Below are 25112 nucleotides of genomic sequence, written 5' to 3'. Positions count from 1 at the left end.
TCGAGCATGCCGTATACTTTCACCCACCAAATCCCCGCGAGGGGACTGAAGCCCGTTTGACAGCAGCGATGCCGATATGCAGGTCAAAAACCTGTACTTTCACCCACCAAATCCCCGCGAGGGGACTGAAACCCCGGCACGCGCCGCCAGGTTGCTCCCACTCGCTGCGCCCCCCAGCGACCCGGCCCAACGTGCTCACCGTCGGCCCGGGAGCCGGCGATCGGGCCCCCGGCCGGCGCCCGGGCCGCTCCGCCGGCCGGAGGTAGGAGACCGCTGCGGTGAGGAACGGCATGGCCCGGGCGAGGATGCCCCGGGCGGTTTCGAAGGTCGCTGCCGGGGAGCGGGCAACCGGGCTGTCCGGCAGCAGGCCGTGGATGCGCAGCCCATCGAGCACGGGGTCCTCGAGCCCGGCCCTCAGGCGACATCGGCGCCCCGGCGCTTCGCGACACGGGCGAGGACCTGCCAGCCCGCATCCCAGAGGGCATCGCCCTGCGGGGTGGGCAGCCCCTCGATGACGCGCACGCAGACGGCATCGAGCAGGGCGAGGAGCGCATCGGGCCGGCTGGGCAGCGTGAAGCGGTCGGGATGGCGAAGGATGTCCGCCGCGTCCCACGAGAACCCGGTGCGCAGCCCCTCGAGGAACTCCCGCGCCGCGGGGGCGCCGATTGCGCCGATGACGAGCTTCTCGACAGCGGCAGCCGAAGCGTTCACCGACCAGGCGGCCCCCAGGGCCGTTGCCAGCATCTCCCACGACCGCGGCGACGGCCAGGCTCCGACCTGGTGCTGTTGCGCCCGTTCGTTCGGCAGCTTAAGGAGCAGGTCGGGCCGGTGGTCGATGAAGGCCGCCACCGAACGCCGGGCCTCCGTCCGTGCGGCGTTCCAGGAGGCGGGCAAGTCACGAATCGCCGGGCGTTTCCAGCCCGACGCCATGCTCGATACCCAGGCGGCCGCGCTGAGCTGCCGCTCGAGGTGCAGGAACCGGTTGGCGAGCGGCAGACTGAGCTCCCATCCGCCGGCCGCCTGGTCGGGCGGGTTGGCGGCCGCGACAACGGCGACGCCGGGGGGAAGCTCGAGGTCGCCGACGGTCCGTTCGAGGGCGACGCGGAGCAGGGCAGCCTGGACGGCGGGAGGGGCGGTGGTCAGCTCGTCGAGGAAGAGGATGCCTTCGCCGGCCTTCGCCAGGCGCGTGGCCCAGGACGGGGGAGCGAAGGTCACGCAGCCTTCGCCCACCACCGGGAGCCCGGCGAAGTCGGACGGTTCGCGGATGGAGGCGATGACGGTCTCGACGGGCAGGCAGAGCGACTCGCCGAGCTTGCGGACGGTCGAGGATTTGCCGGTGCCCGGCGGGCCCCAGAGGAGCACCGGGACGCGGGCCTGGACGGCGATGGAGAGTGCTTCAAGGGTGGGGTTCATGGGGGTTCCTCCCTGGCAGGAATCGTCGAGAGAGGAAAGCGAGACCGCCGGCGCTGGTCGGCGGCGCCTGCCGGGAGGAGCGCACCGGTACAGGGGCGCGGAAGCAGAACGGGGTCAGGTGGTCGTGAAGCTCATGTTGGCCTCCCCCATTGCCTGTGTCGCAGGAGCAGTCTCCTGCGCGGAGGAGCCCACGCCGTTGGTTGCTCCGACGTGAGCCGCATCGTCCCCCGCCCGGTTGGGGAGGGGCCGGCTTTGGCACCCTGGCGGCGTCCACCGGGTTGCCGGGCGGTCATCGGGCCGGGACCCTCGCGCCTCTCTCGATACAGCCACGAAGATGGCATATCCCCGGGAGGAATACAATCCCCGCGGGCGTCAACCGTCGGCGTGATTGCACCGGGGAGGTCGAGGCCGCTTGAGGGGACGTGGCTGGGCGGCAGCGCGGCGCTCGAGTCGGGCGCCTCTTGCCGGGATTTGCCTAACCATTCGCATTGGATCCCGCCGCCCTTGCGGCCGCTGGAATTCGGCGAGGGCCGCACCCTGTACAGCAATTCGGTAGCCAGCCCGTAGCCAAACGCTCAGGGGCCCGAACATCTCAGGCCCCTGCTCAGATTCAAAACCGTGGAGCGGATGGCGGGAATCGAACCCGCGTCTCAACCTTGGGAAGGTCGCGTTCTGCCATTGAACCACACCCGCCCGCTCAACTCCCTGTAGAGTATCACGCCGTACCCCTACATTCGAGGTCTGCCATGCCCATCCCCAAAGAACTCGCCCTTACCCCCGAGCAGCTCGATGAGCTCATGACCACCTCCTGGAACATGCGCATCGCTACCATCGGCCCCGGCACCCGCATCAACCTCACCCCGCTCTGGTTCGGCTGGGCCGGCGGCAAAATCTACACCTACTGCCGCGGCCAGAAGGTCGAAAACCTCCGCCGCAACCCCACCTGCACCATCCTCGTCGACCGCAACGAGCGCTTCCCCGAACTCCAGGGCGCCATGTTCCAGGGCACCGCCCGCGTCCTCGAAGACGCCGACGCCGAAGCCGCCGACCCCCACCTCGAGGAGGTGCGCTGGCAGATGGGCAGGAAGTATGCCGGCGGCCACGGCGAGCCCGCCGAACCCCGCCGCAACGAATCGACCGCCCGCGGCCGCAACTGGCGCTGGGTCGTCTTCACCCCCGAAAAGATCGTCACCTGGGATAACTTCAAGCTCGCCTCGCTGCGCCGCTCCCGCGAAAGCGCCACTTGACAGGAGCGTATACTGGGAATCTACCGGCAAGGAGGTGCCCAGTGTACGGTTACGTCTCCAGCGTCCTCGCCGAAAAAGGGCGGCACGTCTACACCATCGCCCGCACCGCCACCGTCGCCGAGGCCGTTCGACAGATGAACGAAAAGGGCATCGGCGCCCTCCTCGTCGTCGAAGACGAACGGCCGGTCGGCATCTTCACCGAGCGCGATGTCCTTCGCCGGGTCGTCGATGCCGATCGCGACCCCGCCCTCACCCGCGTCGCCGAGGTGATGACCCGCGACCCCATCACCATCTCGCCCGAATGGCACGTCGAGGAGGCCATGAGCCTCATGACCTCCCGGCGCTTCCGTCACCTGCCCGTGCTCGAAGACGGCCGGCTCGTCGGCATGATCTCCATCGGCGACCTGCTTCGCTGGGTCACCATGCACCAGGAAGACCACATCCGGAAGATGACCGACTACATCACCGGCCGCCTGAGCTAAGGTCGCCTCCTTGCTCGCGGGTGAGGCGCTACCTCCCGTGGAAGACCGGCTCCCGGCGCTCCACGAAGCTCAGCGCCCCCTCGCGGTGGTCCTCGGTGGTAAACAGGTATGCCAGCGCGTTGCCGATGAACTCGCCCATTTCCGCCATCGTCGCATGGCGCGAGCGGCGAAGCCCCTCCTTCATGTAGCGCATCGCAATCGGCGGGTTCGAAGCGATCTTCTTTGCCAGCGCCATCGCCGTCGGCAGCAGCTCCTCGTGGGGGACCACCCGGGAGACCAGCCCGATGTCGAGCGCCTCCTGCGCGCTAATCACGTCGCCGGTGAACAGCAGCTCCGCCGCTTTCGAGGGCCCCACCACCTGGGGGAGGCGCCAGAGGCCCCCGAGGTCGGCCACCAGCCCGCGTCGAATGAACAGCTCTCCGAACCTCGCCTGCTCCGAGGCGATACGGATGTCGGCGAAGAGCGTCAGGTCCATCCCCCAGCCCACCGCCGCGCCGTTCACCGCAGCAATCACCGGTTTATCGCACTCCAGCACGGCGGCTGCCGCGGGTGTGGGCCGGGGCTTCACCTCCCGCAGCCGGGTCACCGTCTCGTCGCGCTGCTCGCCCAGCATGATCTGCTTCACGTCATCGCCGGAACAGAAGGCGCGGCCAGCGCCAGTCAGCACGATGCACCAGGTCTCCGGGTCGCGGTGCAGCTCCCGGAAGGCCTGCTCCAGCTCCGCATACATCTGCCGATTCAGCGCGTTCATCACTTCCGGGCGGTTGAGCGTTACCGTCGCCACCCGGCCATCGCGTTCGACCAGGATGTGTTCCATCGCCGTCCTCCTTCCCGTCTCGACGGGCGCTACTTGAACTCGTAGCCGCCCTTCACCCCGGCCGGCTCGGGGTCCATGATCACGTTGACGCACGCGGGCTTGCCGCTGGCGAAGGCCCGCTCAATGGCTGCCCGGATCTGCTCCGGGTGCTCCACGTACTCGCCGTGCCCGCCCAGCCCCTCAACCACTTTGTCGTAGCGGGCGTTGTCCCCCAGCACCGTCGCGGGCGTTCGGCCCTCGCCGTACTGGGCCTTCTGGCCAACATAAATCTGGTGCCAGCAGCGGTCGTTCCCCACCACCGAGACCACCGGCATCTTGAACCGTACGAACGTGTCGAAGTCGAAGCCGTTCAGCCCGAAGGTGCCGTCGCCGTTCACCATAAGCACCTTCTTGTCCGGCGCGGCCACGCTGGCCGCCATGCAGAAGCCGGTCCCCACGCCGAGCGTGCCAAACGGGCCCGGGTCCATCCACTGGCCCGGGTTGTTGATGGGCAGCACGCTTGCGGCAAGCGCCACGATGTCGCCGCCGTCGCCCACCACGATCGTATTGTCGTCAACGAACTCGGCGATCTCCTTGCAGAGCCGCAGCGGGTGAATCGGGACCGCGTCCGAGTTCATGAAGTACGCCCGCTGCTCATCGGCCTGGTTCTCGAGCCCGCGCAGGTACGTCATCCATTCGCGATGCTCGGCCCGGCCGATCTCGGCCGTCAGCTGTAGCAGCGCCTGCCGGATATTCGCCTCGATGCCGATCGTGAAATCGCGGTTCCGCCCGATGTCCCGCGGGTCGATATCGATCTGGATGACCTTCGCCGCCGGGTTCCACGCCGGCGGGCGCCCGTACTTCAGCCGGAAATCGATCGGCGTCCCCAGGATGACGATCACGTCCGCCTGCGCGAAGGCCGGCTTGCGCGAGAGCGAGAAGAAATTCGGGTGGTCCTGCCGCATCGTCCCGCGGCCCATCGCGTTCGTATAGACGGGCAGCTCGGCGGCCATGGCGAACTCCGCCAGCTCGCGGTGCGCGCGGTGCCAGAAGACCCCCGAGCCGGCCATCACCATCGGTTTCTCGGCCTTCTTGATAAGCTCCGCGGCCTCTCGAATGAGGGCAGGGTCGCCCATGATTTCGCCCGTGACCCGGTAGTTCCGCGGCCACTCGATGCTGTCCTCATCCACCTTCCCGAACAGGACATCCGAGGGCACTTGCAGGAACGCCGGCCCATACCGGCCGGTCATCGCCTCCCGGAACGCCATCGCCATGTAATAAGGCAGGCGGCGCGTCTCATAGACCGTCTGTGCCCACTTCGTGATCGGCTTCATCACGTCGAGCAGCTCGATATCCTGCAGCGAGCCCATGTCGTACTGCCGCAGCGGCGAGCGCCCGCCGATCACGACCATCGGGCTCGAGGCCTGGTAGGCGTTCGCCACGGCGGTCACCACGTCGGTCACGCCCGGTCCGGCCGTCACCACGGCCACGCCCGGCTTGAAGGTGATGCGCGAGTAGCCGTCCGCCGCGTGTCCCGCCGACTGCTCGTGCCGGGTATCGATGATCCCGATGTCGTTATTCAGGCACCCTTCGTAAATGTTCTGGATGTGCCCGCCGGAGAGGGTGAAGATGTGCCCAATCCCCTCCTGTTTGATCATCCGGGCGATGATTTCGCCCCCGTCAATCATGTTCCCCATCAGCTGGTGCTCCTGGCTCGAATCGCGTAGCGGAGTATACGCACCCCCGGCGTTCCCCGCCCCGCGGGCTCACAGCTTCAGGCGCATCCACTCTTCCGCCAGCCGGATGACATCCGGCCCGATTTCGAAGTGCCCGCCCGGCAGCCACTGAAGGTCGCGTTCCCCCGACAGGGCCGCGTACAGCGCTTCCGTCCGTTCGCGCGGGATGAGCTCGTCGTTGAGCTTCCCGACAATGCGCACCGCCACGCTGCCGAGCTTCGCCGCATCGGAATCCGGTCCCGAAACGCTCCCGGCCAGCCCGCCCTCGCCGACCAGGCAGAACGCCGCCGCCCGGAACCGCCCCGAGCGCGCCACCGCAGCGATCCCGAGCATGCTCCCGAGGGAATAGCCGACGTAGCCCACCCGGGCCGTATCGATCGGCAGGTGCCCCGGGAGCACATCCAGCGCCATCGCCACCTCCCGGGCGAACTGCGCCCGCACCTCCTCGTAGCGCTCCGGCCGCCGAAAGAGCGCCATCGGGTCATGCTCCTGGCGCTCACCATGGAGCGGCGCATCGAGCCCCGCACACACCCAGCCCCGCTTGGCCCAGCGCTGGCCCACCTCGCTCACGAAGTATTCATCCTTGCTGCTCATTCCCGGGTGCTGGATGAGCACCAGCGGCATCGGCTCGGTCGCACCCGTCGGCAGGTAGGCCACGCCCGGCACCAGCTCCCCCTCGCAGCGGAACCAAAAGTTCACCTGCCGCAAATCACCGAGCAAACTTTCCGAAACCTGCACCGCCCCAGGTTCGCGGCTACCCCGGTACGTCATGCGTGACCTCCTGGATGTCTTGACGTTAGTGCGCCAGCCCCCAACGATGCATCTGCGGGCACCGTCCCGCAACGCCTAGTCTGCCCGCGGGCAGAACGGGGGAACCAGTTCGCGGGGCGAATCCGCCCGGCGCCGGGCGCGGGCCCGGCGTGAAGGCGGAGCGGCTATCTCCGGTCGCAGCCCGTCAGCTAACCTCGGCGGCGTAGGAAGACCCTGGTTCGAGGCTACTTTCGCCGATGGTCGCCAGGCCTTCCTTCACCTCCGTCGCGCCTCATGCTATCGCCCCCAGTGTCACCGCTCGCTCGCCGCTTGCCGAGCGCCTCGGCAACGCCTTCCCGCTCGCCGCTTCGCTCTTCCTGATCAGCTTCATTTTCTGGGGTCCCTTCAAGGCACCCCTCCTGTACGCCCTCCTGAGCACCGCTTTCTTCGTCTACTGGCTGCTGCGCAGTTACTCCGTTGCCATCGCCTGCTTCATCGGTCTTCGCCGCATCGAACGCTGGAAAACGACCGACTGGCGCGCCCGCTACGACCGGTGGCGCGCAGAGCACGGCCTCGCCCGCCCGTGGGACTGGCCCCGTCACCTCGTCATCATCCCGAACTACAAGGAATCCGAGGCCGGCCTCGCCCGCACCATCGACTCCCTCGCTGCCCAGGTCAACGCCGGCCAGCTCGTCGTCGTTCTCGCCATGGAAGAGCGCGAACCCGGCGCCCGCGAAAAAGCCGCACGGCTTATCTCCCGCTACCCGGGCGTGTTCGCCGATATCTTCGCCACCTTCCACCCCGCCGGCATCCCCGGGGAGACGCCCGGCAAAGGCTCCAACGAGGCCTGGGCGGCTCGCGAGGCCTACCGCCGCCTGATCGAATACCGCGAGGACGACCTCCGCCGCTACACGGTCACCAGCTGCGACGCAGACGCCGTCTTCCACCCGTCGCACTTCGCCGCGTTGAACTACCTCTTCCTCACCGCCCGGCGGCCCTATCGCACCTTCTGGCAGCCGACCATCTTCAACTCGAACAACATCTGGGAAATCCCCGCTCCCCTGCGCATTCCCGACGGACTCTCGGGCATCAATCGCACCTCCAATCTTCTCATCCCCGGCTCCGTCCGCTTCCCCACGAGCTGCTACTCGCTCAGCTGGCGGATGCTGCACCAGGTCGATTACTGGGATGAAGAAGTCATCCCCGAAGACTGGCATCTCTACCTGAAGTGCAGCTTCGCCCTCGGCGATGAGGTCAACGTCGAGCCGCTCTTCCTCCCCCTCGGCAACGACTGCGTGCTCACCGACGGCTACTGGAAGACCCTGCGCGCCCACTACGCCCAGAGCGTGCGTCACGCCTGGGGCGCCAGCGACATCCCCTACGCGTGGCGGGCTGCTGCCTGGCCCGGCACCCGCCTCTCCTGGCGGCGTCGGCTGCTCCTCGCCGGGGCCGTCACCAAGGTCCACGTCCTCTGGGCCGCCCAGTGGTACATCGTCACGCTGGGCATCTTCCTGCCGTCCCGCTTCGTCGCCGCCTTCGATGCGCCGCTCCCCGGCTGGTGGACTCGCCGTTACCAAGTTCCCGGCACGGGGTGGCACCCGGAGCACCTGCTCGAGCCGTCGCGCTGGTTCACCATCGGCCGCGAAGGCGTACTCGAGCCGACCATGTGGCTCAACCTCCCCGGCATCCTCGTGGCCCTTTGCCTCTTCCCGCTCCTCGCCATGATCGTCTTCGAACTCCGCACCCGTGGGCCGCGCCCGGCCTACGTCTCCCGCTGGGCCTACCTCACCGGGCTCGCCATGTGGCCGCTGATGGCGGTCATCACGTTCTTCTTTGCCAGCCTGCCGGCGCTTCACGCCCAGTGGAAGCTCGCCTCCGGCCGCGGCCTCGTCTACCGCGTGGCCGAAAAGGGCGGGCGTGCTCTGCCGGTACGCCCCGCCGTGCCCGCGCTCGAATCCGAGCCCGTCGCCGAACCGGTCGGCATTGCCGGCGGCAAGTAGCCGCGCGTGCCCCGCTCGCGTATCGTCACGGGCGAACCACCCACCCCCGGAGGCAGCCCCGTGGCCGACATCGAGTACACCCTCGAAGGTTCCACCGCCGTCCTGCGCCTCAACCGCCCCGAAAAGATGAACGCCATCACCTACGAGATGCTCGGGGCGATCGAGGAGGCCATCCGACAGGCCGCATCCGACGACCGCGTCCGCGCCCTCGTGCTCACCGGCACCGGCCGCGCCTTCAGCGCCGGCACCGACCTCCAGCAGCTCTCCGGCCAACCGCCCACTGCCGGCAGGGCCGAATCCTTCGGGCAGGCCTACCCCGAAGACCGCCCCGCGCCCTGGACGTTCGCCGCGCTGGCCAAGCCGACCATCGCGGCGGTCAACGGCGTCGCGGTCGGCGTCGGCGTCGAGTTCACCTCCCAGTGCGACTTCCGCATCGCCGCCGAATCAGCCCGCTTCGGCTGGGTCTTCGTCCACCGCGGCCTCGTGCCCGATACCGCCGCCGGCACCTGGCTGCTGCCGCGCATCGTCGGCCTCCAGAACGCTGCCTACCTGCTCTACTCCGGCGAAATCATTAGCGCCACCCGGGCGCGCGAGATCGGCTTCGTCCACGAAATCGTGCCCGATGCGGAGCTGATGGAGCGTGCGCTGGCCTTCGCCCACTCCGTCTCGCGCGGGTCGCCGCTGGCCACCGCCGAGACGAAGCGGCTGCTCTACCGCGGCCTCTCCCGGGAGCCGATGGACCACCTCGCGGCGAGCACCGCCACCATCACCCGCCTCTTCGCCAGCGAGGACTTCAAGGAAGGCGTCCGTGCCTTCCTTGAGCACCGCGACCCCGACTGGAAGGGCCGCTAGCCCCGGCACCTGCCGGCTACCAGATGCCCAGCGCCATCTTGACGTCTTCGCTGGCCATCGTCCGGGGGTCCCATGGCGGGTTCCACACGATCTGCACGTCGACGTCCTTCACCCCGGGCAGCTCGCGCAGCTTCGCGTAAGCCTCGCCCCGGATGATCGGCCCGAGCGGGCAGCCCGGGCTCGTGAGCGTCATCGTGACCAGCACGTCGCCGTTGTCGTACTGGATGTCGTACACCAGCCCGAGGTCGACGATGCTCATGTTGATCTCGGGGTCCTTCACTTCGCGCAGCTTCTCGCGCAGCTGCTCGTAGGTCGGGGCCTGGGTCGTCGTCGTTTCGTCAGCCATGCTGCACCTCCCTGGCCGCGGCCTTTGCCTGCCGCAGCGCTTCGAGTAACACATTCCACGCCAGCAGCGCGCACTTCACGCGCACCGGCAGCTTCGCCACCCCTTCGAGTGCCTCCAGGTCGCCGAGCGAACGGTCCGGCGGCGCACCTTCGACCAGCATCGCCCGGACCTTTCCCGCGACCTCCTCGGCGTCCTCGAGCGTCCGCCCCTTGAGGCGGTCGGTCAGCATCGAGGCGCTCGCCTGCGAAATCGAGCACCCCTGCCCCCAGAATCCGATCTGGCCGATCGTGCCGTCCCGAACCTGCAGGTCGAGGTGGATTTCGTCCCCGCAGACCGGGTTGACCCCCTCTGCCTGCACGGTCGGAGCGGGCAGCGGCCCGTAGTTCCGCGGCCGCCGGTAGTGGTCGAGGATCAGTTCGCGGTAGAGGTCGTCAAACGGCGGCTCGCTCACGGCCCACTCCAAAGACCCGGTTGACCTGCCCCAGCGCCTCCGCCAGCGCCGCAATGTCATCCGGCCCGTTGTACACGCTGAAGCTCGCGCGGCTCGTTGCCGGCACGCCCAGCGCCCGCATCAGCAGCTGCGCGCAATGGTGCCCCGCCCGGATGGCGACGCCGAACCCGTCGGCGATGGTGGCCACGTCGTGCGGGTGCGCCGCTTCCATCGCGAAGCTGACCACGCCGCCGCGCTCCTCCGGGTCCTCGGGGCCGAAGATGCGTACCCCGGGCACGCGCCGCAGCATCTCCATCGCCAGCGCCGTGAGTTCGAGCTCATGCGCCCTCACGGAAGCCATCCCCAGCGACTGCAGGTAGTCGATGGCCGCACCGAAGGCGACCACGTCGGCGATGTTCGGCGTGCCGGCTTCGAACTTGTGCGGCAGGTCGGCCCAGGTCGAACCTTCCGGGCGCACCACCGCGATCATGTCGCCCCCGCCGAGGAACGGCGGCATCGCTTCGAGCAGTTCCCGCCTCGCCCACAGCACGCCGACGCCCGTGGGCCCCAGCATCTTGTGCGCCGAAAACGCGAGGAAATCCGCGCCCAGGGCCTGCACATCGACCGGCAGGTGCGGCACCGATTGGGCGCCATCGACCAGCACCAGCGCCCCGGCGCCGTGCGCCATCTCCACGATCTCGGCCACCGGGTTGATCGTCCCCAGCACGTTCGACATGTGGGTGACGGCTACCAGCTTCGTCCGGGGTCCGATCAGCGCCCGCACCTCGTCGAGGTTCAACCGACCCTCGGCGTCAATTCCCGCGTAACGCAGCACGGCCCCGCGCCGGCGCGCCAGCAGCTGCCACGGCACGATGTTCGAGTGGTGCTCCATCAGCGTCAGGACGATGTCGTCGCCCTCACCGACCGCCTCATCGCCCCAGGCGCGCGCCACGAGGTTGATGGCCTCCGTCGCGTTCCGGGTGAAGATCACCTCTTCCGGCCCCGCAGCGCCGATGAAGCCGGCGACCTTGCCGCGCGTCGCCTCGTACTGGTCTGTCGCGCGCACGGCAAGCGTGTGAATGCCGCGGTGGATGTTCGCGTTCGACGTTGCGTAATACCCAACGAGCGCATCAATCACCGCCCGCGGCTTCTGGGTCGTCGCCGCGTTATCGAGGTACACGAGCGGCCGGCCGTGAATCAGCTCCCGCAGGATGGGGAAGTCTTCCCGGATGCGCGCGACATCGAGCATGCCAGCCTCCTTCACGCCGGGACGTCGACCTCGACCAGCCCCCCTTCGACGCGGACCGAGTACGTTCGCACCGGCCGAACCGCGGGCAGGCAGAGGGCGCGCCCGGTGACCACGTCGAAACGTGCGCCGTGGCGAGGACACTCTATCTCGTGACCGTTGAGCCGGCCCTGGTCCAATGGACCCCCGTCGTGGGTGCACACGTCGTCGATCGCATAGAACCCGTCGCCGGTGTTGCAGACCGCAATCCGCCGTCCCCCGGCTTCCACCACCCGCGCGGTGCCTGGCGCGACCTCCTCGGCGGGGAACGTGGCCACCCAGCTCATGCGGTGCGCTCCACCTTCTCGGCCAGCTTCGCGAGCAGCTCCTCCCGCACGGCCTCATCCGGGACACGCGCGACCACCTCCTCGAGGAATGCCCAGACGAGCATCGCCTCGGCCTTCGGCCGCGGGATGCCGCGCGCCTGCAGGTAGAAGAGCTGCTCCTCGTCGACCGGTCCCGCGGTGGCCCCGTGCGAGGCCCGGATCACGTTGCTCGTCAGGATTTCCAGCACCGGGTCGCTATCCGCCCGGGCCGTCGTGCTCAGGATAAGGTTGCGGTTCTCCTGGTTCGCATCGGCATTGGTTGCGCCCAGCCCCACCCGCGTCAGGCCGTAATACACCGACCGCGCCGAGTCGCGCAGCGCCGCCTTGTAGAGCAGGTCGCTCCGCGTGTCCGGCCCGATGTGGTCCTGCAGCGTGTAGAAGTCGACGTACTCCTCACCGCGGCCGTAGGCCAGCCCGAGCAGCTCGCTCCCCGTCCCCCGCGCTTCCAGCGCCGAGACCATCTGCCCCTTCACCACCTTGCCGCTCAACACGAGCTGCAGGTTCTGCAGGGCGGCGTCCCGCTCCTTTGCGCGGACCTGCTGATAGGCGAAGGCACGCGTCCCCGGCCCCCAGCTATGAACGACATAATAACGAACCTCGGAGCCCGGCCCCGGCACAATCTCGGCAACCGGCACCGCGAGGATGTCCGCGCCGTCAGAGCTGTACTCCTCGATGACCGTCACCCGGCTGTTCGCCCCCGTGACGATCACCGTATGCGGGGCCGCGAGCTGCGCCCCCTCGAACGTGCGGGTGATGCGTACCGGCTGGGCCGCCTCCAGGTTGGCCGGCACGTCCACCAGCACCGCATCGCGCAGGAAGGCGTAGTGCAGCGCCGTGAATCGGTCGGTGCCCGGCTCCACCGCGCGTCCAAGCTGCGCCGCGAGCAGCTCTTCAGTCCGCCCCTCGGCGAACCCGAGCGTCGTGACGGTCACCCCGTCCGGCACCGTCGTCGCGATGGCCTCGTCGCGGTCCACCGGGTAGCGGCCAAGGTCGGTCGTTGTCGCGTCGTAGTACTTCCACGGGCGCGACTGGTAGCTATCGGGCCAGGCGAGCTGCTCTGCGAGCTCCGCCGCCCGCTCGCGCAGGGCAGTCAGCCACGGGCGGTCGCCGAGCCCCGCACCGACCTCGCGGCTCCTGCCTCGAATATCCACAGCGACACTGGTCGTCATCGTTCCTGTCCTTTCCACACCGGCGGCCGGAGCCGCAACCCACGGGGAACCCCCGCCGGGGCGTCCAGCGCCCGGCCAGGGCGGGGCGGCCGGCCGAACCGGCCCGACCGCTCCCCGCGGCGCCGCTCAGCCGACGGCGCCCTCCATCTGCAGCTCGATGAGCCGGTTCAGCTCGACCGCGTACTCCATCGGGAGCTCCTTCACGATCGGCTCGACGAACCCGTTCACGATCATCTTCGCCGCCGCCTCTTCCGAAAGACCGCGGCTCATCAGGTAGAAAAGCTGGTCTTCGCCCAGCTTCGAAACGTACGCCTCGTGCTGGATGTGCACATTCGGCGCGTCAATCTCCATCGTCGGGTAGGTGTCCGAGCGCGACGTTTCATCGAGCAGGAGCGCATCGCAGCGCACCGTCGACTTCACGTTCTCGCAGCCTTCGTACACCTTCAGCAGGCCGCGGTAGCTCGTGCGCCCGCCGTCCTTGCTCAGCGACTTCGAAATGATCGTCGAGGTCGTGTTCGAGGCCGCGTGAACGATCTTGCCCCCCGCGTCCTGGTGCTGGCCCTTCCCTGCGAACGCCAGCGAGAGGATCTCGCCGTGAGCGCCCGGCTCCATCAGGTACACGCTCGGGTACTTCATCGTCAGCTTCGAGCCGAGGTTGCCATCCACCCACTCCATCACGGCATCCTGGTAGGCCACCGCGCGCTTCGTCACGAGGTTGTAGACGTTGTTCGACCAGTTCTGGATGGTCGTGTACCGCACCCGTGCGCCGCGCTTGACGATGATCTCCACGACCGCGCTGTGCAGCGAATCGCTCCGGTAGATCGGCGCCGTGCAGCCTTCCACGTAGTGCACCTGGCTGCCCTCATCCGCGATGATCAGCGTCCGCTCGAACTGCCCCATGTTCTGGGTGTTGATGCGGAAGTACGCCTGCAGCGGGATCTCGACCTTCACGCCCTTCGGCACGTAGATGAACGAGCCGCCGCTCCAGACCGCGCTGTTCAGGGCCGCGTAGCGGTTGTCGGCCGGCGGCACCACCGTCCCGAAGTACTCCTTGAAGATGTCCTCGTGCTCCTTCAGCGCCTGGTCGGTGCCGAGGAAGATCACGCCCTGCTTCTCGAGGTCCTCCCGGATGTTGTGGTAAACCACTTCCGAGTCGTACTGCGCGCCAACTCCGGCGAGGTACTTGCGCTCCGCCTCCGGGATGCCCAGGCGGTCGAACGTCCGCCGGATGTACTCGGGCACGTCTTCCCAGCTGCGCTCATCGCGGTCGGTGGCCTTCACGTAGTAGTGGATGTCGTCGAAGTCGATCTCCTTCAGCTGCGGGCTGCCCCAGGGCGGGTCCTGCTTCTGCCAGAAGATCTCGAGCGCGCGCAGCCGGAACTCGCGCATCCACTGCGGCTCGCCCTTCATGTCGGAAATGATGTTCACGATCTCCCGGCTGAGGCCCTTGTTCGCCTTGAACAGCGCCTCCTCCGGGTCGTAGAACCCCCACTTGTACTCGCCCACGATCGCTTCGGGTGCCGTCGTCATCGTGCCTTCTCCTTGCTTCACTCAGGCGCCGGCGCGAGCCAGCTCCGCTTCGAATTCGTCGTACCCGCGGGCCTCGAGGTACTCCGCCAGCTCAGGCCCGCCCGAGCGCACAATCCGGCCATCCACCAGGACATGGACGAACTGTGGCCGGATGTGGTTCAGCAGCCGCTGGTAGTGCGTGATCAGCAGGAGGCCCATGTTCGGGTTCATCAGCGTGTTGACCGCCTCTGCCACGGTCCGCAGCGCATCGATATCCAGCCCCGAGTCGGTCTCATCGAGGATCGCCATCGCCGGCTCGAGCACCGCCATCTGCAGCATCTCGGCCCGCTTCTTCTCGCCGCCGCTGAAACCGTCGTTGACATAGCGGCGCGCGAAATCCTGGTCCACCTTGAGCAGCTCCATCTTCGCGAACAGCCGCTCGCGGAACTCCCGAATCGGCACTTCCTCGCCGCGGATGGAGTTGAGCGCCTGGCGCAGGAAGTTGACCAGCGTCACGCCCGGGATCGGCACCGGGTACTGGAAAGCCAGGAACAGCCCCTTCCGCGCCCGCTCATCGGGCGACATCTCCAGGATCGATTCGCCCTTGAACAGGATGTCGCCGCCCGTGACCGTGTAGCTCGGGTTGCCCATCAGCACGTTCGCCAGCGTGCTCTTGCCCGAGCCGTTCGGCCCCATGATGGCGTGGATCTCGCCGGCGTTGATGGAGAGCGAGAGCCCCTTCAGGATCTCCTTCTCGCCAATCCCGGCCCGGAGGTCGCGGATCTCCAGGAGTGCGGTCATCAGGTTCTTCTCCTTTACTCAGTTCACTTCGATGATGGTTGGCTGGTCCGGCGTTCCTCGAACCAGGTACTCACAGCACGGCGCTCCATCGACGATGCGATGCAGCTGTTCGACCTCCCGCCCCACGAGCAGCTCGATCGCCCGGCGGTCGGCCTGGCAGGGCAGGTCCGAAACCACCGCCGCCGCCTGGTAGGGGCAGCTGGTGGTAATCAGGTGGATGCCGTCCGGGCCGGCGTGCCACGCCTCGAGGATGCCCTCGCGCCGCAGCACCTCGGTGACCCGCGCCACCACTTCCTCCACCGCGCCCGAATCGGGAATCTCGTCCCGGTGGCGCGAGGCCAGCGCCTCCGCAGCGCTCGCCATCACCGCGGCCACCACGTCGGGGCGGCCTTCGAGCCCGCGCAGCATCCGCTCCATCAGGTCGGCGTAGGCCGGCGGGATGGTCCCCAGGGCTTTCTCGGTCGGGAAGAAGGCGTAGTACGGGCGGCCCGTCGCCTGCTTCACGGTCCGCGCTTCCACCAGCCCATCGGCGCGCAGGTTCTCGAGGTGCCGCCGCACCGCCGCCGGCGTGATCCCAAACTCCTCGGCCAGCGTCTCAGCGCGGGCGCCGCGGTGTTCGATCAGGTAGGCGAGGATCCGGTCGCGCGTCCCCTGCATGCTTCCACCCTAGCACGCTTGCGCGACTTTCGCTACTTCTATGTTGCAAAAGTTTTCCCTCAGGATGCCCTCCGGCTGTTGGCCGGCTCACCGGTCCGGCGCAGCCGCAGCGCCCTCCCAAACTCCGCCCCAAGCAGCAGGATCGACCCGTTGATGTACATCCAGAGCAGGAACGCCAGCGCCGTCCCGAAGCCGGCGTAGATCGCCGTGTCCCGCGAGAAGCTCGATTGCGCGACCAGGATGGCGACCACGTTCTTCGCGACCTCGAAGAGGAGCGTCGCCAGCAAGGCCGCCGCCAGCGCATCCCGCCAGGCCGGGCGCGCCGCCGGCGCCAGCCGGTACAGGATGAGGAACATCGTCAGCGTTGCGGCCGGAGCCAGCACCACCCCCACCAGCTGGACCAGCGCCGCCCGGTCCAGCGCAATCGGCCCGATGGCGTCGAGGTACTCCGCGACCACCCGCGCGACCGCCGTCATCGTGACCGACAGTGCCACCAGCCCGCCGACGACTGCCACCAGCGCGAGGTCGATGAGCTTGCCCCGCCAGAACGGCCGCTCGCCCCGCGCGTGCGCCGCCGCGTTCAGCCCGTTCCGCACCGCGCCGAAAATGCCGCTTGAGGACCAGACCAGGAACAGGAGGCCGAAGCCGAGGCTCGCCGGGCTGAACTGCTGCGCCCGCCGGATGATGGCATCCACGTTCGCCCGCACATCCTCGGTCTCCTGCAGGGGCACCTGTTCGAAGACCCAGTCGGCGAGCGCCTCCCGGTTCGCAAGGAGGCCGAAGAACGAGAGCGTGATCAGCGCCAGCGGGAAGATGGAAAAGATGGCGTAGTAGGCGATCGCCGCCGCGTAGGTCGGGCAGTTATCCGCCACGTACAGCCGAACGGCGGTGGCGACCACCTCGAAGGGGGCCCGCAGCCCGCCCGGGAGCGCCTGCCAGCGGCGCTCGGCCAGTTCGCGCATGCTCCCCATGATAGACCGGCCGCTCAGCCGACCACCCCGCGGGCCTCCACCCCGGCGAAGCGTCCCGCTGCGAGCCGATCGATGGCCGTGTCCCAGTCCGGGCCCATCCGCTGCCAGGCGAACCGCGCCGCCGCCTCCCGAAACGGCTCGCGCGGCGGGAGCGGCCCGGTCAGCAGCCGGCGCAGCAGCTCGACCAGCTCCTCTTCGTCGCGCCACAGCAGCCAGTGGTACTCCGCCGGCACCAGCTCCGGGTAGGCGTAGCGCCGCGGCGCGCAGGGAATGCAGCCGGCGTACATCGCCTCGGCCATCCCGATCCCGAAGAACTCATGCCGGGTGGTGCTCACCGCGATATCGGCCCGTCGCAGCAGCCGAGCATAGACCGCACGGTCCTCCGCGTAGCCGAAGTGCTCCACCCAATCGCCCAGCCGCTCCCGGATGCGCCACATCGCCGGGCTCGGGTTGTCCCCCGGCTCCCCGGCAATGATCAGCCGAAAGCCCACCCCCTCCTCCGCCAGCCGCGTGACCGCCCGTTCGAAAAGCTCCGGCGACTTGTCGAACTCCCAGCGGTGATTCCAGAGCAGCCGTCGCGGCCCGCCCTGCCGCTCCCCCGGACCGTCGACCCAGCCCAGCTCGAGACCGAGCGGCAGGACGAACGACTTCGCCCTGATGGCGTCAACGCCCTGTTCGGTCAGCCAGTTGTTCGGCTCGCGCAGGAGCTGCCTCAGCGCGCCGAGGAAATCCTCCCGGTGGAACGCAGAGTTGAACGCAACCACATCCGCGGCCAGCGCCGAGCGATAGTTGATCTGCCCGAACCACGAATTGAACTTCGTCCCCCGCAGCCGGGGATACGTCACCTGGTTCTCGTGGAAATAGACCATCGCCGGCACGTCGCCCAGCCTCCGGCGCGTCAGCGCCAGGAACTCCGCCAGGTCGAGCATGTCGCTCGCCACGAGGCAATCGAAGCCTCCCTGCACCCCCTCGAACGCACGGGCGAGCTCCTCCGCACCCAGCCGCATCCGACGCCGCCAGCCGCTCCCTTCCAGCGGCAGGACTGTCCACTCGTGCCGTGAATGCCGCACCAGCCCCTCGAGGAACGCGCGGTGACTCCCGCCGTAGAACGGCTCGAGAAAGAGCGCCCTCCTCATGCCCCCAGATCGAACGCCCCTAGCTCGGTCAATCGCAGGAGCGCTGTCTCCAGCTCGCGGTCCTCGGGGTCGGGTTCGCGGTACTGGCTCACGCAGTAGCCGCCGTACTTCTCCACCAGGTACCAGTCGTCATCAATGATGAAGTCGGGCCTCGGCGCCACCCGCGGATCCTTGTCGAACATCCCGTCCACCCACTCGCTCAGCCCGTGCAGGTGCACCACCCGCTCCACATGCGCCAGCCCCGATGCGGACCACACGTACACCCGGTGGCCGGCCTCCTTGAGGCGCTGCATGACCTCCTTCGCCCGCGGCCGCAGGACGTTCGTCTCGTGGCTGATGTGCACCAGCGTCTGGTCCACGTCGAAGAAGATGTTCATCCGCCGCCCTCCCCCTGGCTCCCGGGAACCGTCACCGGCCTGCCCCGCCAGCCCAGCACGCGGGCCGAATTCCACATCGTCCGCCCGTACCCGAGCGCCACGAACAGCGCGATGCCGAACGCCAGCACCGCGGCGCTCACCACCGCCGAGCCGACGCTCTTGTACCAGGTGTGGGCGAGGAGCGCGCCCGCGCAAAAGAGGGCGGTGAGCACGTAGGTCGCCAGCGTTACCTGCAGGCCGGAGAAGCCGAGCATTCGCTCGATGCGGTCGTGGAAGTGATCAAAATCGGCGTGCATCGGGTGCCGTCCATCGAGGAAACGCCGCAGGAAGGCCACGCCCGTATCGAGCACCGGCAGGCCGAGCGCCACCAGCGGGATGTAGAGCGGCACGCGCCCCGTCTCATCGAGCGAGCCCGCCACACTCAGCCCCGCCATGCTGAACCCGAGGAAGTACGCCCCCGAATCGCCAAGAAAGCGCCGCGCCCGCCCAATGTTGAACGGCAGGAAGCCCAGCGAGGCGCCCGCTAGCGCGGCAAACAGCATCGCGATCAGGTCGTGCCCCAGGTCCCAGGCGATGTACGACATCGTCCCCGAGACCATCGCCGCCATCCCGGCGGCCACCCCATCCTTGCCATCGACCAGGTTCACCGCGTTCGTCACCAGCACCACCCAGGCGACCGTGACCACCGGGTCCAGGGGCCCGAGATGCACAGTATCGCCGCCGGGGATGGTCATCTTTTCGACCTGGAACCCCGAAAGGTAGAGCCCCGTCGCGGCCAGCAGGTGCGCGCCCAGCTTGAATCGCCAGTCCAGGTCCCGGAAGTCATCGCGCGCTCCCATCGCGCAGACCATGCCCCCGCACACGCCGAGCATCAGGAACTGCCGCCAGTCCTCGCTGAGGAAGTCCCGCGCCTGTTCCGAAACCAGCGCCATCGCGAACGGCGCCGCCACAAACCCGGCAAGGATGCTCAGCCCGCCGATGCGCGGCATCGCTTCGCCCTTCCGGCCGGGCTTCGTCGGCAGCTTCAGCGCCCACGTGAGCGGCAGGGCCACCGCGAAGGCGATGACCGCCGTCGCCAGCTCAATGCCCATGGCCGCTCACCCCAACCGGCTGTAGCATGTCGGCGATAGTACCCTGCGCTGGCCGATTGGTCAGCCTGCCACGCCCGCCAGCCGCTCCGTCAGCTGCCCGTCGTGCATCTCCAGGATGCGGTCAGCCAGCTCCGCCATCGCCATATCGTGCGTGACCATAATCCCGAGCTTGTCGCGCCCCTTCACTTCCGCAATGAGCGACTGCACCACCTGCCGGCCCCGCGCGGAATCGAGGCTCGCGGTGGGCTCATCCACGAGTACCAGCTCCGGGTCGTTCATCAGCGCGCGGCCAATGGCGACCCGCTGGCGCTCGCCCCCGCTGAGCTCCGTGGCGAGGGCATCCCGCCGGTGCGTCAACCCCAGCTCCTCGAGCAGCTGGTCGGCCCGCGCCCGCGCCGCGCGCATGTCCGAGCCGTTGATCCGGGCCATCACCAGCAGGTTCTCCCGCGCCGTCAGGAACGGCAGCAGGTTGTTCGCCTGGAACACGAAGCCCACCTTCCGCCGGCGATACTCCGCCAGCGCCTTCCCGCGCAGCCCTACGATCTCCTGCCCGTTCACCCGGATGGAGCCCGACGTGGGCGTCAGCAGGCCGCCAATCATGGCCAACATCGTCGTCTTGCCCGAACCGCTCGGGCCCACGATGGCCACGAACTCGCCCGGCTCGGTGGCGAACCTCACGCCCCGCACCGCCGCCACCGCCCGGTCGCCCTCGCCGTACGTCTTCGAAAGGTTCGAAACCTCGAGCGTGACACTCATCCCTTGCACTCCTTCCTGCCGCTACTGCTGCTGCCCGAGGGCGATGATAGGGTCGACCTTCGCCACCTGCCTGCCGGAGAAGAGCGCACCCACCACGGCCATCACCAGCAGCAGCAGCGACGTAGTCACGAACGTCCCGGTGGTGAACGCGATCGGCACCGGGTCCGGCACCTGCTGGATCGCCCGGTTCGTCAGCCAGGCCAGCGGAACCGCCACCACCACACCGCCCAGCGCTACGAGCAGCGCCTGGATCAGCAGCTGCCGAAACACGAACGCCGTGCTCGCCCCAACCGCCTTCAGCACCCCGATTTGTGGCGTCTTCTGGATGGTGAGCACGTAGAAGAACACCCCGATCACCAGCCCGCCGATCAGGTAGCCGAAGGCCCGCAGGGCCTGCACCGTCGACTGCTGGCCCGAGACGCCCTCGATGTTGGCGAACGCCGTGCTCTTCGAAACCGCCTCCCAGCCGCTCCCGCGCTTGCCGGCCAGCCCGTCGCCCTTCAGCAGCACCACCGAGGCAACGGGCGCCTCGGCCGCGTCCGGCCCGTACTTCAGCTCCCGCCAGCTCGAACGGAGCAGGTACACCGAGGGCTGGAAGAAGAACGCCCCTTCGTTGATCTCACCCACGATGGTGAACTGGCGCTCCTGCAGCCGCACGGAAAACGTCACCGTGTCCCCTACCTTCAGCCCCGAGGCGCGCAGGAACTGGCGGTCAGCCAGCACCCCGTTCGCGTCGCCCGCTCCCAGCCCCCGGCCCCCCGTGACCGGCGGCTCAGCAATCGTCCCGGGGTCGAACCCGAGCACCGCAGCCGATTTCACCGAGCCATCCTCCCGGGTGTAGTTCACCGCCATGTAGCCGAGCGGCGCCCACTCCCGCGCGCCCGATTCGGCCGCAATCCGCTCGACCGCCTCCGAGCTCAGCTCCGAGCGGATGACGCTCAGGCCGGCGCGGTCCGAATAGGCGAGGGCGTCCGCATCGAAGTTGCGCAGCGCGCGCCCCGCCTGTTCGTTCAGCCCGACGCCGAGGCCGTTGATCATCAGCACCAGGTAGCTGATCAGCGTCACGATCAGCCCAATGAGGAAGAACTGCAGTCGCCGTCGCCGAATTTCGAGAAAGCCAATCACCCGGGTGCTCCTTTCGTTGCCGCATTGGCGGCCGCGGCCCCGGGCGGTTCGCCCGTTGCCCGCAGCCCATCGAGGACCAGCCGCACTGCGGCGCGGACCGTTTCGTCGGGGCCGCCCGGAAAGTGCCCCGGGAGCATCGGCGAGAGCATGCCCACCGCGAACACCGTCGCCGTGAGCACCTGCATCGCCGTCCGCGGTCCCGGTTCACCCCGGATGCGCCCCAGTGCCGCCGCCCGCCCGAGGTAGCGCTCCAGCTCGCTCATCACCTCATCGCTCGGGCCGAGCAGCCAGCGGTGGTAGGCCGGGAGGTGCTCCCACTCGGCGAGGGCCGTCCGCACGCCCCGGCCCGCGCCGATGAAGCCGTACAGCACCGCGGTGAGGTAGCCGCTCAGCTCCGCCTCGAGGTCGCCCGGCTCCTCCGGCAGGCGAACTGCCGCCAGGCGCTCGAGCGCCGCCGCATGGGCGCGCTGGAGCGCCGCAGCGATCAGCTCCTCCTTGCTGGAGAAGTGCCGGAAGAGCGTCACTTCGTTCACCCCGGCGCGTGCGGCGATCCGGCGCGTGGTCGCCCCGCGGAAACCCTCCTCATCGAAGACCTCCCGCGCGGCCCGCAGCAGCCGCTCCTCGGTCGATTCCACCCTTTCACCGTAGCGGGTGCAAGTACTTGCTTGCAATGAGCCGGCGTGAGCTGGCGTACCATAGCCGTTGCCGTGCTCGAAGACCCCGCCCTCCGCGACCTCCACCCCCACCACGCCCCGCCCCGCGCCAGCCTCGTCGCTGCCCCGGGCGAACTCCCTGGCCTCAGCACCGCGCTCTGGATGGGCGGCGCCCACAGCCTCGCCGGCGAGCCGCTCCAGGTCGCGACCCTTGGCGACGCCTGGCTCGTCGATTGCGCCGGCGACCTCCCCCGGCCCTACCGCCTCGCCGCCGCCGAGCACATCGCCTGCGTTTTCTCCGACCTCGAGGTGCTCACACTCCCCTCGCGCCACATCCTGCCGGTGGTGGACCGGCTGGCCGAAACCCTCGCCGACCCCGCGAGCGCCCCGCGTGCGCTCTACGTCATGTGCACCCACGGGATGAACCGCAGCGGGCTCATCACCGGGCTGCTCCTCCGCCGGCTTGGACTGCCGCCGGCAGAGACGGTCGAGCTCATCCGCCGCGCCCGGCCCGGCGCGCTCTCCAACGGCTCATTCCTGCGCTTCATTCTCCAGGGTTAGCCGACCCGGCCGCGCCGCCGGGGTCGCTGTCGCCCCCTTCGCCAAGCAGGTCCGGCCGCCGCTCGCGGGTTCGCGCCAGGCGCTGCTCCTTCCGCCAGGCCTCGATCTTTGCGTGGTGCCCGCTCAGCAACACCTCCGGCACCCGCCAGCCGCGGTACTCCGCCGGCCGCGTGTACTGCGGATGTTCGAGCAGCCCATCGGCGAACGATTCCTCCTGCGGCGAGGCCGCATCGCCCAGCGCCCCCGGGATGTGCCGGGTCACGGCGTCGACCAGCACCATCGCCGGCAGCTCGCCCCCCGTCAGCACGTAATCCCCGATCGAAATCTCGCGGTCCACGCAGTGCTCGATGAACCGCTCATCCACCCCCTCATACCGGCCGCACACGAGGATCAGCCGCTCCTCCCGCGCCAGCTCCCGCACGATGCGGTCGGTCAGCCGCTCCCCGGCCGGCGAGAGGTACACCACCAGCCCCCGCTCCGGCGCCAGCGACCGCACATGCTCCAGCGCGCGGTCGAGCACATCCACGCGCATCACCATGCCCGCCCCCCCGCCGAAGGGGTAGTCATCCACCGAACGGTGCCGGTCCAGGGCGTGCTCCCGGATGTCGTGCACGAAGAAGTCGAGCAGCCCGTCCTCCCGTGCCCGCTTCACGATCGAAACATCCAGCGGCCCCCGAAAGGCGTCGGGGAAGATGGTGAGCACGTCAACCCGCATCGCCCACCCCGTGCTCCACCGGCCCCCGCAGCAGCTCGCCAATATGCTCCAGCAGCGGCAACAGCACCTCCATCCCCTCGGCCGCCGCCTTCGGGCTCCCTGGGAGATTGACGATCAGCGTGCGCCCCCGCGTGACCGCCACGCCCCGGGTCAGCGCCGCGAACGGCGTCTTCGCGAGCCCGCTCTGGACGAGCGCCACCATCAGCCCCGGCACCTGCCGCTCCCCCACCGCCAGCGTTGCCTCTGGCGTCACATCCCGCGGTGTCAGGCCTGTCCCACCCGTGGTGAGGATAACCTCGCAGCGCCCGGAATCGGCCCACTCCCGCAGCACCGCCGCGATCTCCTCCCGCTCATCCGGCACGAGCGCCCGGGCAGCCACCCTATGCCCGGCCCCCTCCGCGAGCTGCGCCAGCAGCGGGCCGGCAGCGTCCTCCCGCTCCCCGCGGGCGCCCCGGTCCGAAACCGTCAAGATACCAACCCGAACCACACCCCGATCCTACCGCCCGCCCCGCGCGGCGTCGCGAAAAAACTGTTGACACCGTTTATGGGGAGCGCCTACCATCCGCGTGGGGTGAAGTGGGGAAAAATGGGGAGTTAGCCCTCCTCTCCCACGCCGGCGGGAGCTCCCGCCCAGCCCCGGGAAGGCACGCGGGATGCTGGCACGCTTCTCAGGCGCCTACGACTACACCCTCGACGACCGGGGACGGGTTCCAATCCCCCCGGCCTTCCGCGATGCCCTCAAAGCCGGCGGCTACATCGGCGCCGCCGCCGATGACTGCCTCCACCTCTACACCCTCGAAGAGTTCGACCGGCAGGCCGAGATCTTCGACTCCCTGCCCGAAGGCGATCCCGCCGTGGAGGACGCCCGCCGCGACTTCTACGCCAACTTCTGGCCGACCCAGATCGACGCCCAGGGCCGCCTCAACCTGCGCGAAGACCTCGCCCAGCGCGCCCGCATTAGCAAAGAGGCGCGCGAAATCAAGGTCGTCGGTGTCGGCCGACGCATCGAAATCTGGAACGCCCGCGTGTATGAGGAGCGCGAGGCCGCGCGCAAGGAAGCCCGCGCCCGGCTCGCCGCCTCCGGCTACACCGTCGGCGCGCCATCACCGCGGGAGGGGGCGTAACGTGGTCGTCATGACGTCCTCCCTGCCCGTCCACCAGCCGGTCCTCCTCGAAGAAGCCATCGTCTGGCTCGATATCCGGCCGGGAGGCACCTACATCGATTGCACCACCGGTCTCGGCGGCCATGCCGAGGCCATCCTCCGCCGTCTTGGTGACGACGGCCGGCTCCTCTGCATCGATCAGGACGCTGAGGCGCTGGAGTTCGCGCGCGCGAGGCTGACGCCGTTTGGGAGGCGGGTCAGCTTCGTCCACGCGAACTTCCGCGAACTCGACAGGGTCGCCGCGGAAGCCGGTGTGACGTCCGCCGATGGCATCCTCCTCGACCTGGGCTTCTCGTCCTACCAGGTCGAACGCGCAGAGCGCGGCTTCTCCTTCTCGAAGGAGGGCCCCCTCGATATGCGCATGGACCCATCGGCCGGCGGCCCAACCGCCGCCGAGATCGTCAACACCTGGGACGAGCGGTCGCTCGCAGAGCTGTTCTTCGCCCTGGGCGAAGAACCCGCCGCCCGCCGCATCGCCCGCGCCATTGTCGTGGCGCGCGCGGTCCGGCCCCTGCGAACGACCACCGAACTTGCCAGCGTCGTCGGGCAGGCCGTGGGGGGTGCCAGGAGACACACCCCAAATCACCCCGCCACCAAAGTCTTCCAGGCGCTCCGGATCCAGGTGAACGGTGAACTCGACAGCCTTCACCAGGTGCTTCCGCTCGCCCACGGCCTGCTCGACCCTGGAAGCCCCGACCGCCACGGCGGCCGCCTGGTGGTCATCAGCTTCCACTCCCTCGAAGACCGCATCGTCAAGCAGTACTT

28 protein-coding genes, 1 tRNA gene and 2 riboswitches are annotated in these 25112 nt (G+C 68.8%); of the genes, 7 read left to right on the top strand and 22 right to left on the bottom strand.

The features are described 5' to 3' along the window. Positions 1 to 414: 414 nt before the first annotated feature. On the bottom strand, positions 415 to 1413 hold the full coding sequence (locus VAE46_RS00145) for an ATP-binding protein (protein WP_322794869.1): 999 nt from the start codon (positions 1411 to 1413) through the stop codon (positions 415 to 417). Positions 1414 to 1627: 214 nt separating this feature from the next. Beyond that, positions 1628 to 1740: riboswitch (SAM riboswitch) on the bottom strand. 292 nt (positions 1741 to 2032) lie between these two features. Then, positions 2033 to 2106: transfer RNA gene (locus VAE46_RS00140), tRNA-Gly, on the bottom strand. 53 nt (positions 2107 to 2159) lie between these two features. On the opposite strand from VAE46_RS00140, the gene VAE46_RS00135 reads away from it, so the two are divergent. Together VAE46_RS00135 and VAE46_RS00130 are read left to right on the top strand one after the other, a co-directional pair. After that, on the top strand, positions 2160 to 2660 hold the full coding sequence (locus tag VAE46_RS00135) for a pyridoxamine 5'-phosphate oxidase family protein (RefSeq protein WP_322794868.1): 501 nt from the start codon (positions 2160 to 2162) through the stop codon (positions 2658 to 2660). 41 nt (positions 2661 to 2701) lie between these two features. Then, on the top strand, positions 2702 to 3142 hold the full coding sequence (locus VAE46_RS00130; RefSeq protein ID WP_322794867.1) for a CBS domain-containing protein: 441 nt from the start codon (positions 2702 to 2704) through the stop codon (positions 3140 to 3142). A gap of 28 nt (positions 3143 to 3170) precedes the next feature. Here VAE46_RS00130 and VAE46_RS00125 read toward each other — a convergent pair whose 3' ends face one another. From VAE46_RS00125 to VAE46_RS00115, 3 genes are all read right to left on the bottom strand, one after another. Then, positions 3171 to 3959: an enoyl-CoA hydratase/isomerase family protein gene (locus VAE46_RS00125; protein WP_322794866.1), complete on the bottom strand. Its 789-nt coding sequence runs from the start codon at positions 3957 to 3959 to the stop codon at positions 3171 to 3173. A 29-nt stretch (positions 3960 to 3988) separates the two neighbouring features. After that, positions 3989 to 5635: a thiamine pyrophosphate-binding protein gene (locus tag VAE46_RS00120; protein ID WP_322794865.1), complete on the bottom strand. Its 1647-nt coding sequence runs from the start codon at positions 5633 to 5635 to the stop codon at positions 3989 to 3991. A gap of 69 nt (positions 5636 to 5704) precedes the next feature. After that, complete coding sequence (locus tag VAE46_RS00115; protein WP_322794864.1) at positions 5705 to 6445, bottom strand: hypothetical protein; 741 nt, start codon at positions 6443 to 6445, stop codon at positions 5705 to 5707. A 62-nt stretch (positions 6446 to 6507) separates the two neighbouring features. After that, positions 6508 to 6660: riboswitch (cyclic di-AMP (ydaO/yuaA leader) on the top strand. A 21-nt stretch (positions 6661 to 6681) separates the two neighbouring features. On the opposite strand from VAE46_RS00115, the gene VAE46_RS00110 reads away from it, so the two are divergent. Further along, entirely contained in the window at positions 6682 to 8424 is a 1743-nt protein-coding gene (locus VAE46_RS00110) for a hypothetical protein (protein ID WP_322794863.1), read from the top strand. A gap of 60 nt (positions 8425 to 8484) precedes the next feature. Beyond that, on the top strand, positions 8485 to 9276 hold the full coding sequence (locus VAE46_RS00105) for an enoyl-CoA hydratase/isomerase family protein (protein ID WP_322794862.1): 792 nt from the start codon (positions 8485 to 8487) through the stop codon (positions 9274 to 9276). 16 nt (positions 9277 to 9292) lie between these two features. Here VAE46_RS00105 and VAE46_RS00100 read toward each other — a convergent pair whose 3' ends face one another. The 15 genes from VAE46_RS00100 to VAE46_RS00030 form a co-directional block, all read right to left on the bottom strand. Continuing rightward, positions 9293 to 9622, bottom strand: a complete 330-nt coding sequence (locus VAE46_RS00100) for a metal-sulfur cluster assembly factor (RefSeq protein WP_322794861.1) — start codon at positions 9620 to 9622, stop codon at positions 9293 to 9295. Next, entirely contained in the window at positions 9615 to 10073 is a 459-nt protein-coding gene (sufU, locus tag VAE46_RS00095; RefSeq protein WP_322794860.1) for a Fe-S cluster assembly sulfur transfer protein SufU, read from the bottom strand. Before sufU ends, VAE46_RS00100 begins: the two co-directional genes overlap by 8 nt. Then, positions 10054 to 11301, bottom strand: coding sequence for a cysteine desulfurase (locus tag VAE46_RS00090; protein WP_322794859.1), 1248 nt, complete (start codon positions 11299 to 11301; stop codon positions 10054 to 10056). Before VAE46_RS00090 ends, sufU begins: the two co-directional genes overlap by 20 nt. Positions 11302 to 11312: 11 nt before the next feature. Further along, a complete protein-coding gene (locus VAE46_RS00085) occupies positions 11313 to 11624 on the bottom strand; it encodes a non-heme iron oxygenase ferredoxin subunit (protein WP_322794858.1) in 312 nt (103 codons plus the stop codon). After that, positions 11621 to 12832, bottom strand: a complete 1212-nt coding sequence (locus VAE46_RS00080) for a SufD family Fe-S cluster assembly protein (protein WP_322794857.1) — start codon at positions 12830 to 12832, stop codon at positions 11621 to 11623. Before VAE46_RS00080 ends, VAE46_RS00085 begins: the two co-directional genes overlap by 4 nt. Positions 12833 to 12958: 126 nt before the next feature. Then, positions 12959 to 14362: a Fe-S cluster assembly protein SufB gene (gene sufB, locus VAE46_RS00075; RefSeq protein ID WP_322794856.1), complete on the bottom strand. Its 1404-nt coding sequence runs from the start codon at positions 14360 to 14362 to the stop codon at positions 12959 to 12961. A 21-nt stretch (positions 14363 to 14383) separates the two neighbouring features. Beyond that, entirely contained in the window at positions 14384 to 15142 is a 759-nt protein-coding gene (gene sufC, locus VAE46_RS00070) for a Fe-S cluster assembly ATPase SufC (protein ID WP_322794855.1), read from the bottom strand. Positions 15143 to 15160: 18 nt separating this feature from the next. Then, complete coding sequence (locus VAE46_RS00065; RefSeq protein ID WP_322794854.1) at positions 15161 to 15799, bottom strand: helix-turn-helix transcriptional regulator; 639 nt, start codon at positions 15797 to 15799, stop codon at positions 15161 to 15163. Positions 15800 to 15858: 59 nt separating this feature from the next. Beyond that, the gene (locus tag VAE46_RS00060) at positions 15859 to 16761 is read right to left on the bottom strand and encodes a YihY/virulence factor BrkB family protein (RefSeq protein ID WP_322794853.1); all 903 of its coding nucleotides are present in this window, start codon (positions 16759 to 16761) and stop codon (positions 15859 to 15861) included. 23 nt (positions 16762 to 16784) lie between these two features. Continuing rightward, positions 16785 to 17906 (bottom strand): tRNA-queuosine alpha-mannosyltransferase domain-containing protein, encoded by a 1122-nt coding sequence (locus tag VAE46_RS00055; RefSeq protein ID WP_322794852.1) that lies wholly within the window; start codon positions 17904 to 17906, stop codon positions 16785 to 16787. Further along, complete coding sequence (locus VAE46_RS00050; protein WP_322794851.1) at positions 17903 to 18283, bottom strand: HAD family hydrolase; 381 nt, start codon at positions 18281 to 18283, stop codon at positions 17903 to 17905. Before VAE46_RS00050 ends, VAE46_RS00055 begins: the two co-directional genes overlap by 4 nt. Then, entirely contained in the window at positions 18280 to 19374 is a 1095-nt protein-coding gene (locus VAE46_RS00045) for an MraY family glycosyltransferase (RefSeq protein ID WP_322794850.1), read from the bottom strand. Before VAE46_RS00045 ends, VAE46_RS00050 begins: the two co-directional genes overlap by 4 nt. Before the next feature lie 60 nt (positions 19375 to 19434). Next, the gene (locus tag VAE46_RS00040; RefSeq protein ID WP_322794849.1) at positions 19435 to 20130 is read right to left on the bottom strand and encodes an ABC transporter ATP-binding protein; all 696 of its coding nucleotides are present in this window, start codon (positions 20128 to 20130) and stop codon (positions 19435 to 19437) included. Positions 20131 to 20151: 21 nt separating this feature from the next. Next, on the bottom strand, positions 20152 to 21255 hold the full coding sequence (locus VAE46_RS00035) for an ABC transporter permease (RefSeq protein WP_322794848.1): 1104 nt from the start codon (positions 21253 to 21255) through the stop codon (positions 20152 to 20154). Further along, positions 21252 to 21890, bottom strand: coding sequence for a helix-turn-helix domain-containing protein (locus VAE46_RS00030; protein WP_322794847.1), 639 nt, complete (start codon positions 21888 to 21890; stop codon positions 21252 to 21254). Before VAE46_RS00030 ends, VAE46_RS00035 begins: the two co-directional genes overlap by 4 nt. A 45-nt stretch (positions 21891 to 21935) precedes the next feature. Here VAE46_RS00030 and VAE46_RS00025 point away from each other — a divergent pair, with 45 nt between their 5' ends. Beyond that, the gene (locus VAE46_RS00025) at positions 21936 to 22469 is read left to right on the top strand and encodes a hypothetical protein (RefSeq protein ID WP_322794846.1); all 534 of its coding nucleotides are present in this window, start codon (positions 21936 to 21938) and stop codon (positions 22467 to 22469) included. On the opposite strand, the gene trmD is transcribed toward VAE46_RS00025, so the two are convergent. Beyond that, complete coding sequence (gene trmD, locus VAE46_RS00020) at positions 22453 to 23184, bottom strand: tRNA (guanosine(37)-N1)-methyltransferase TrmD (RefSeq protein ID WP_322794845.1); 732 nt, start codon at positions 23182 to 23184, stop codon at positions 22453 to 22455. The genes VAE46_RS00025 and trmD overlap by 17 nt on opposite strands. Further along, positions 23174 to 23671, bottom strand: coding sequence for a MogA/MoaB family molybdenum cofactor biosynthesis protein (locus VAE46_RS00015; RefSeq protein WP_322794844.1), 498 nt, complete (start codon positions 23669 to 23671; stop codon positions 23174 to 23176). The genes trmD and VAE46_RS00015 overlap by 11 nt, the downstream gene beginning before the upstream one ends. A 166-nt stretch (positions 23672 to 23837) precedes the next feature. On the opposite strand from VAE46_RS00015, the gene VAE46_RS00010 reads away from it, so the two are divergent. Both VAE46_RS00010 and rsmH read left to right on the top strand, forming a co-directional pair. Further along, on the top strand, positions 23838 to 24308 hold the full coding sequence (locus tag VAE46_RS00010; protein WP_322794843.1) for a hypothetical protein: 471 nt from the start codon (positions 23838 to 23840) through the stop codon (positions 24306 to 24308). A gap of 10 nt (positions 24309 to 24318) precedes the next feature. After that, the coding region (gene rsmH / locus VAE46_RS00005; protein WP_322794842.1) for a 16S rRNA (cytosine(1402)-N(4))-methyltransferase RsmH at positions 24319 to 25112 on the top strand (794 nt) is incomplete at its 3' end.

The sequence above is a fragment of the Tepidiforma sp. genome, from assembly GCF_034433535.1.
Lineage (GTDB): Bacteria > Chloroflexota > Dehalococcoidia > Tepidiformales > Tepidiformaceae > Tepidiforma.
This window is presented reverse-complemented; position numbering and strand designations above follow the sequence as displayed.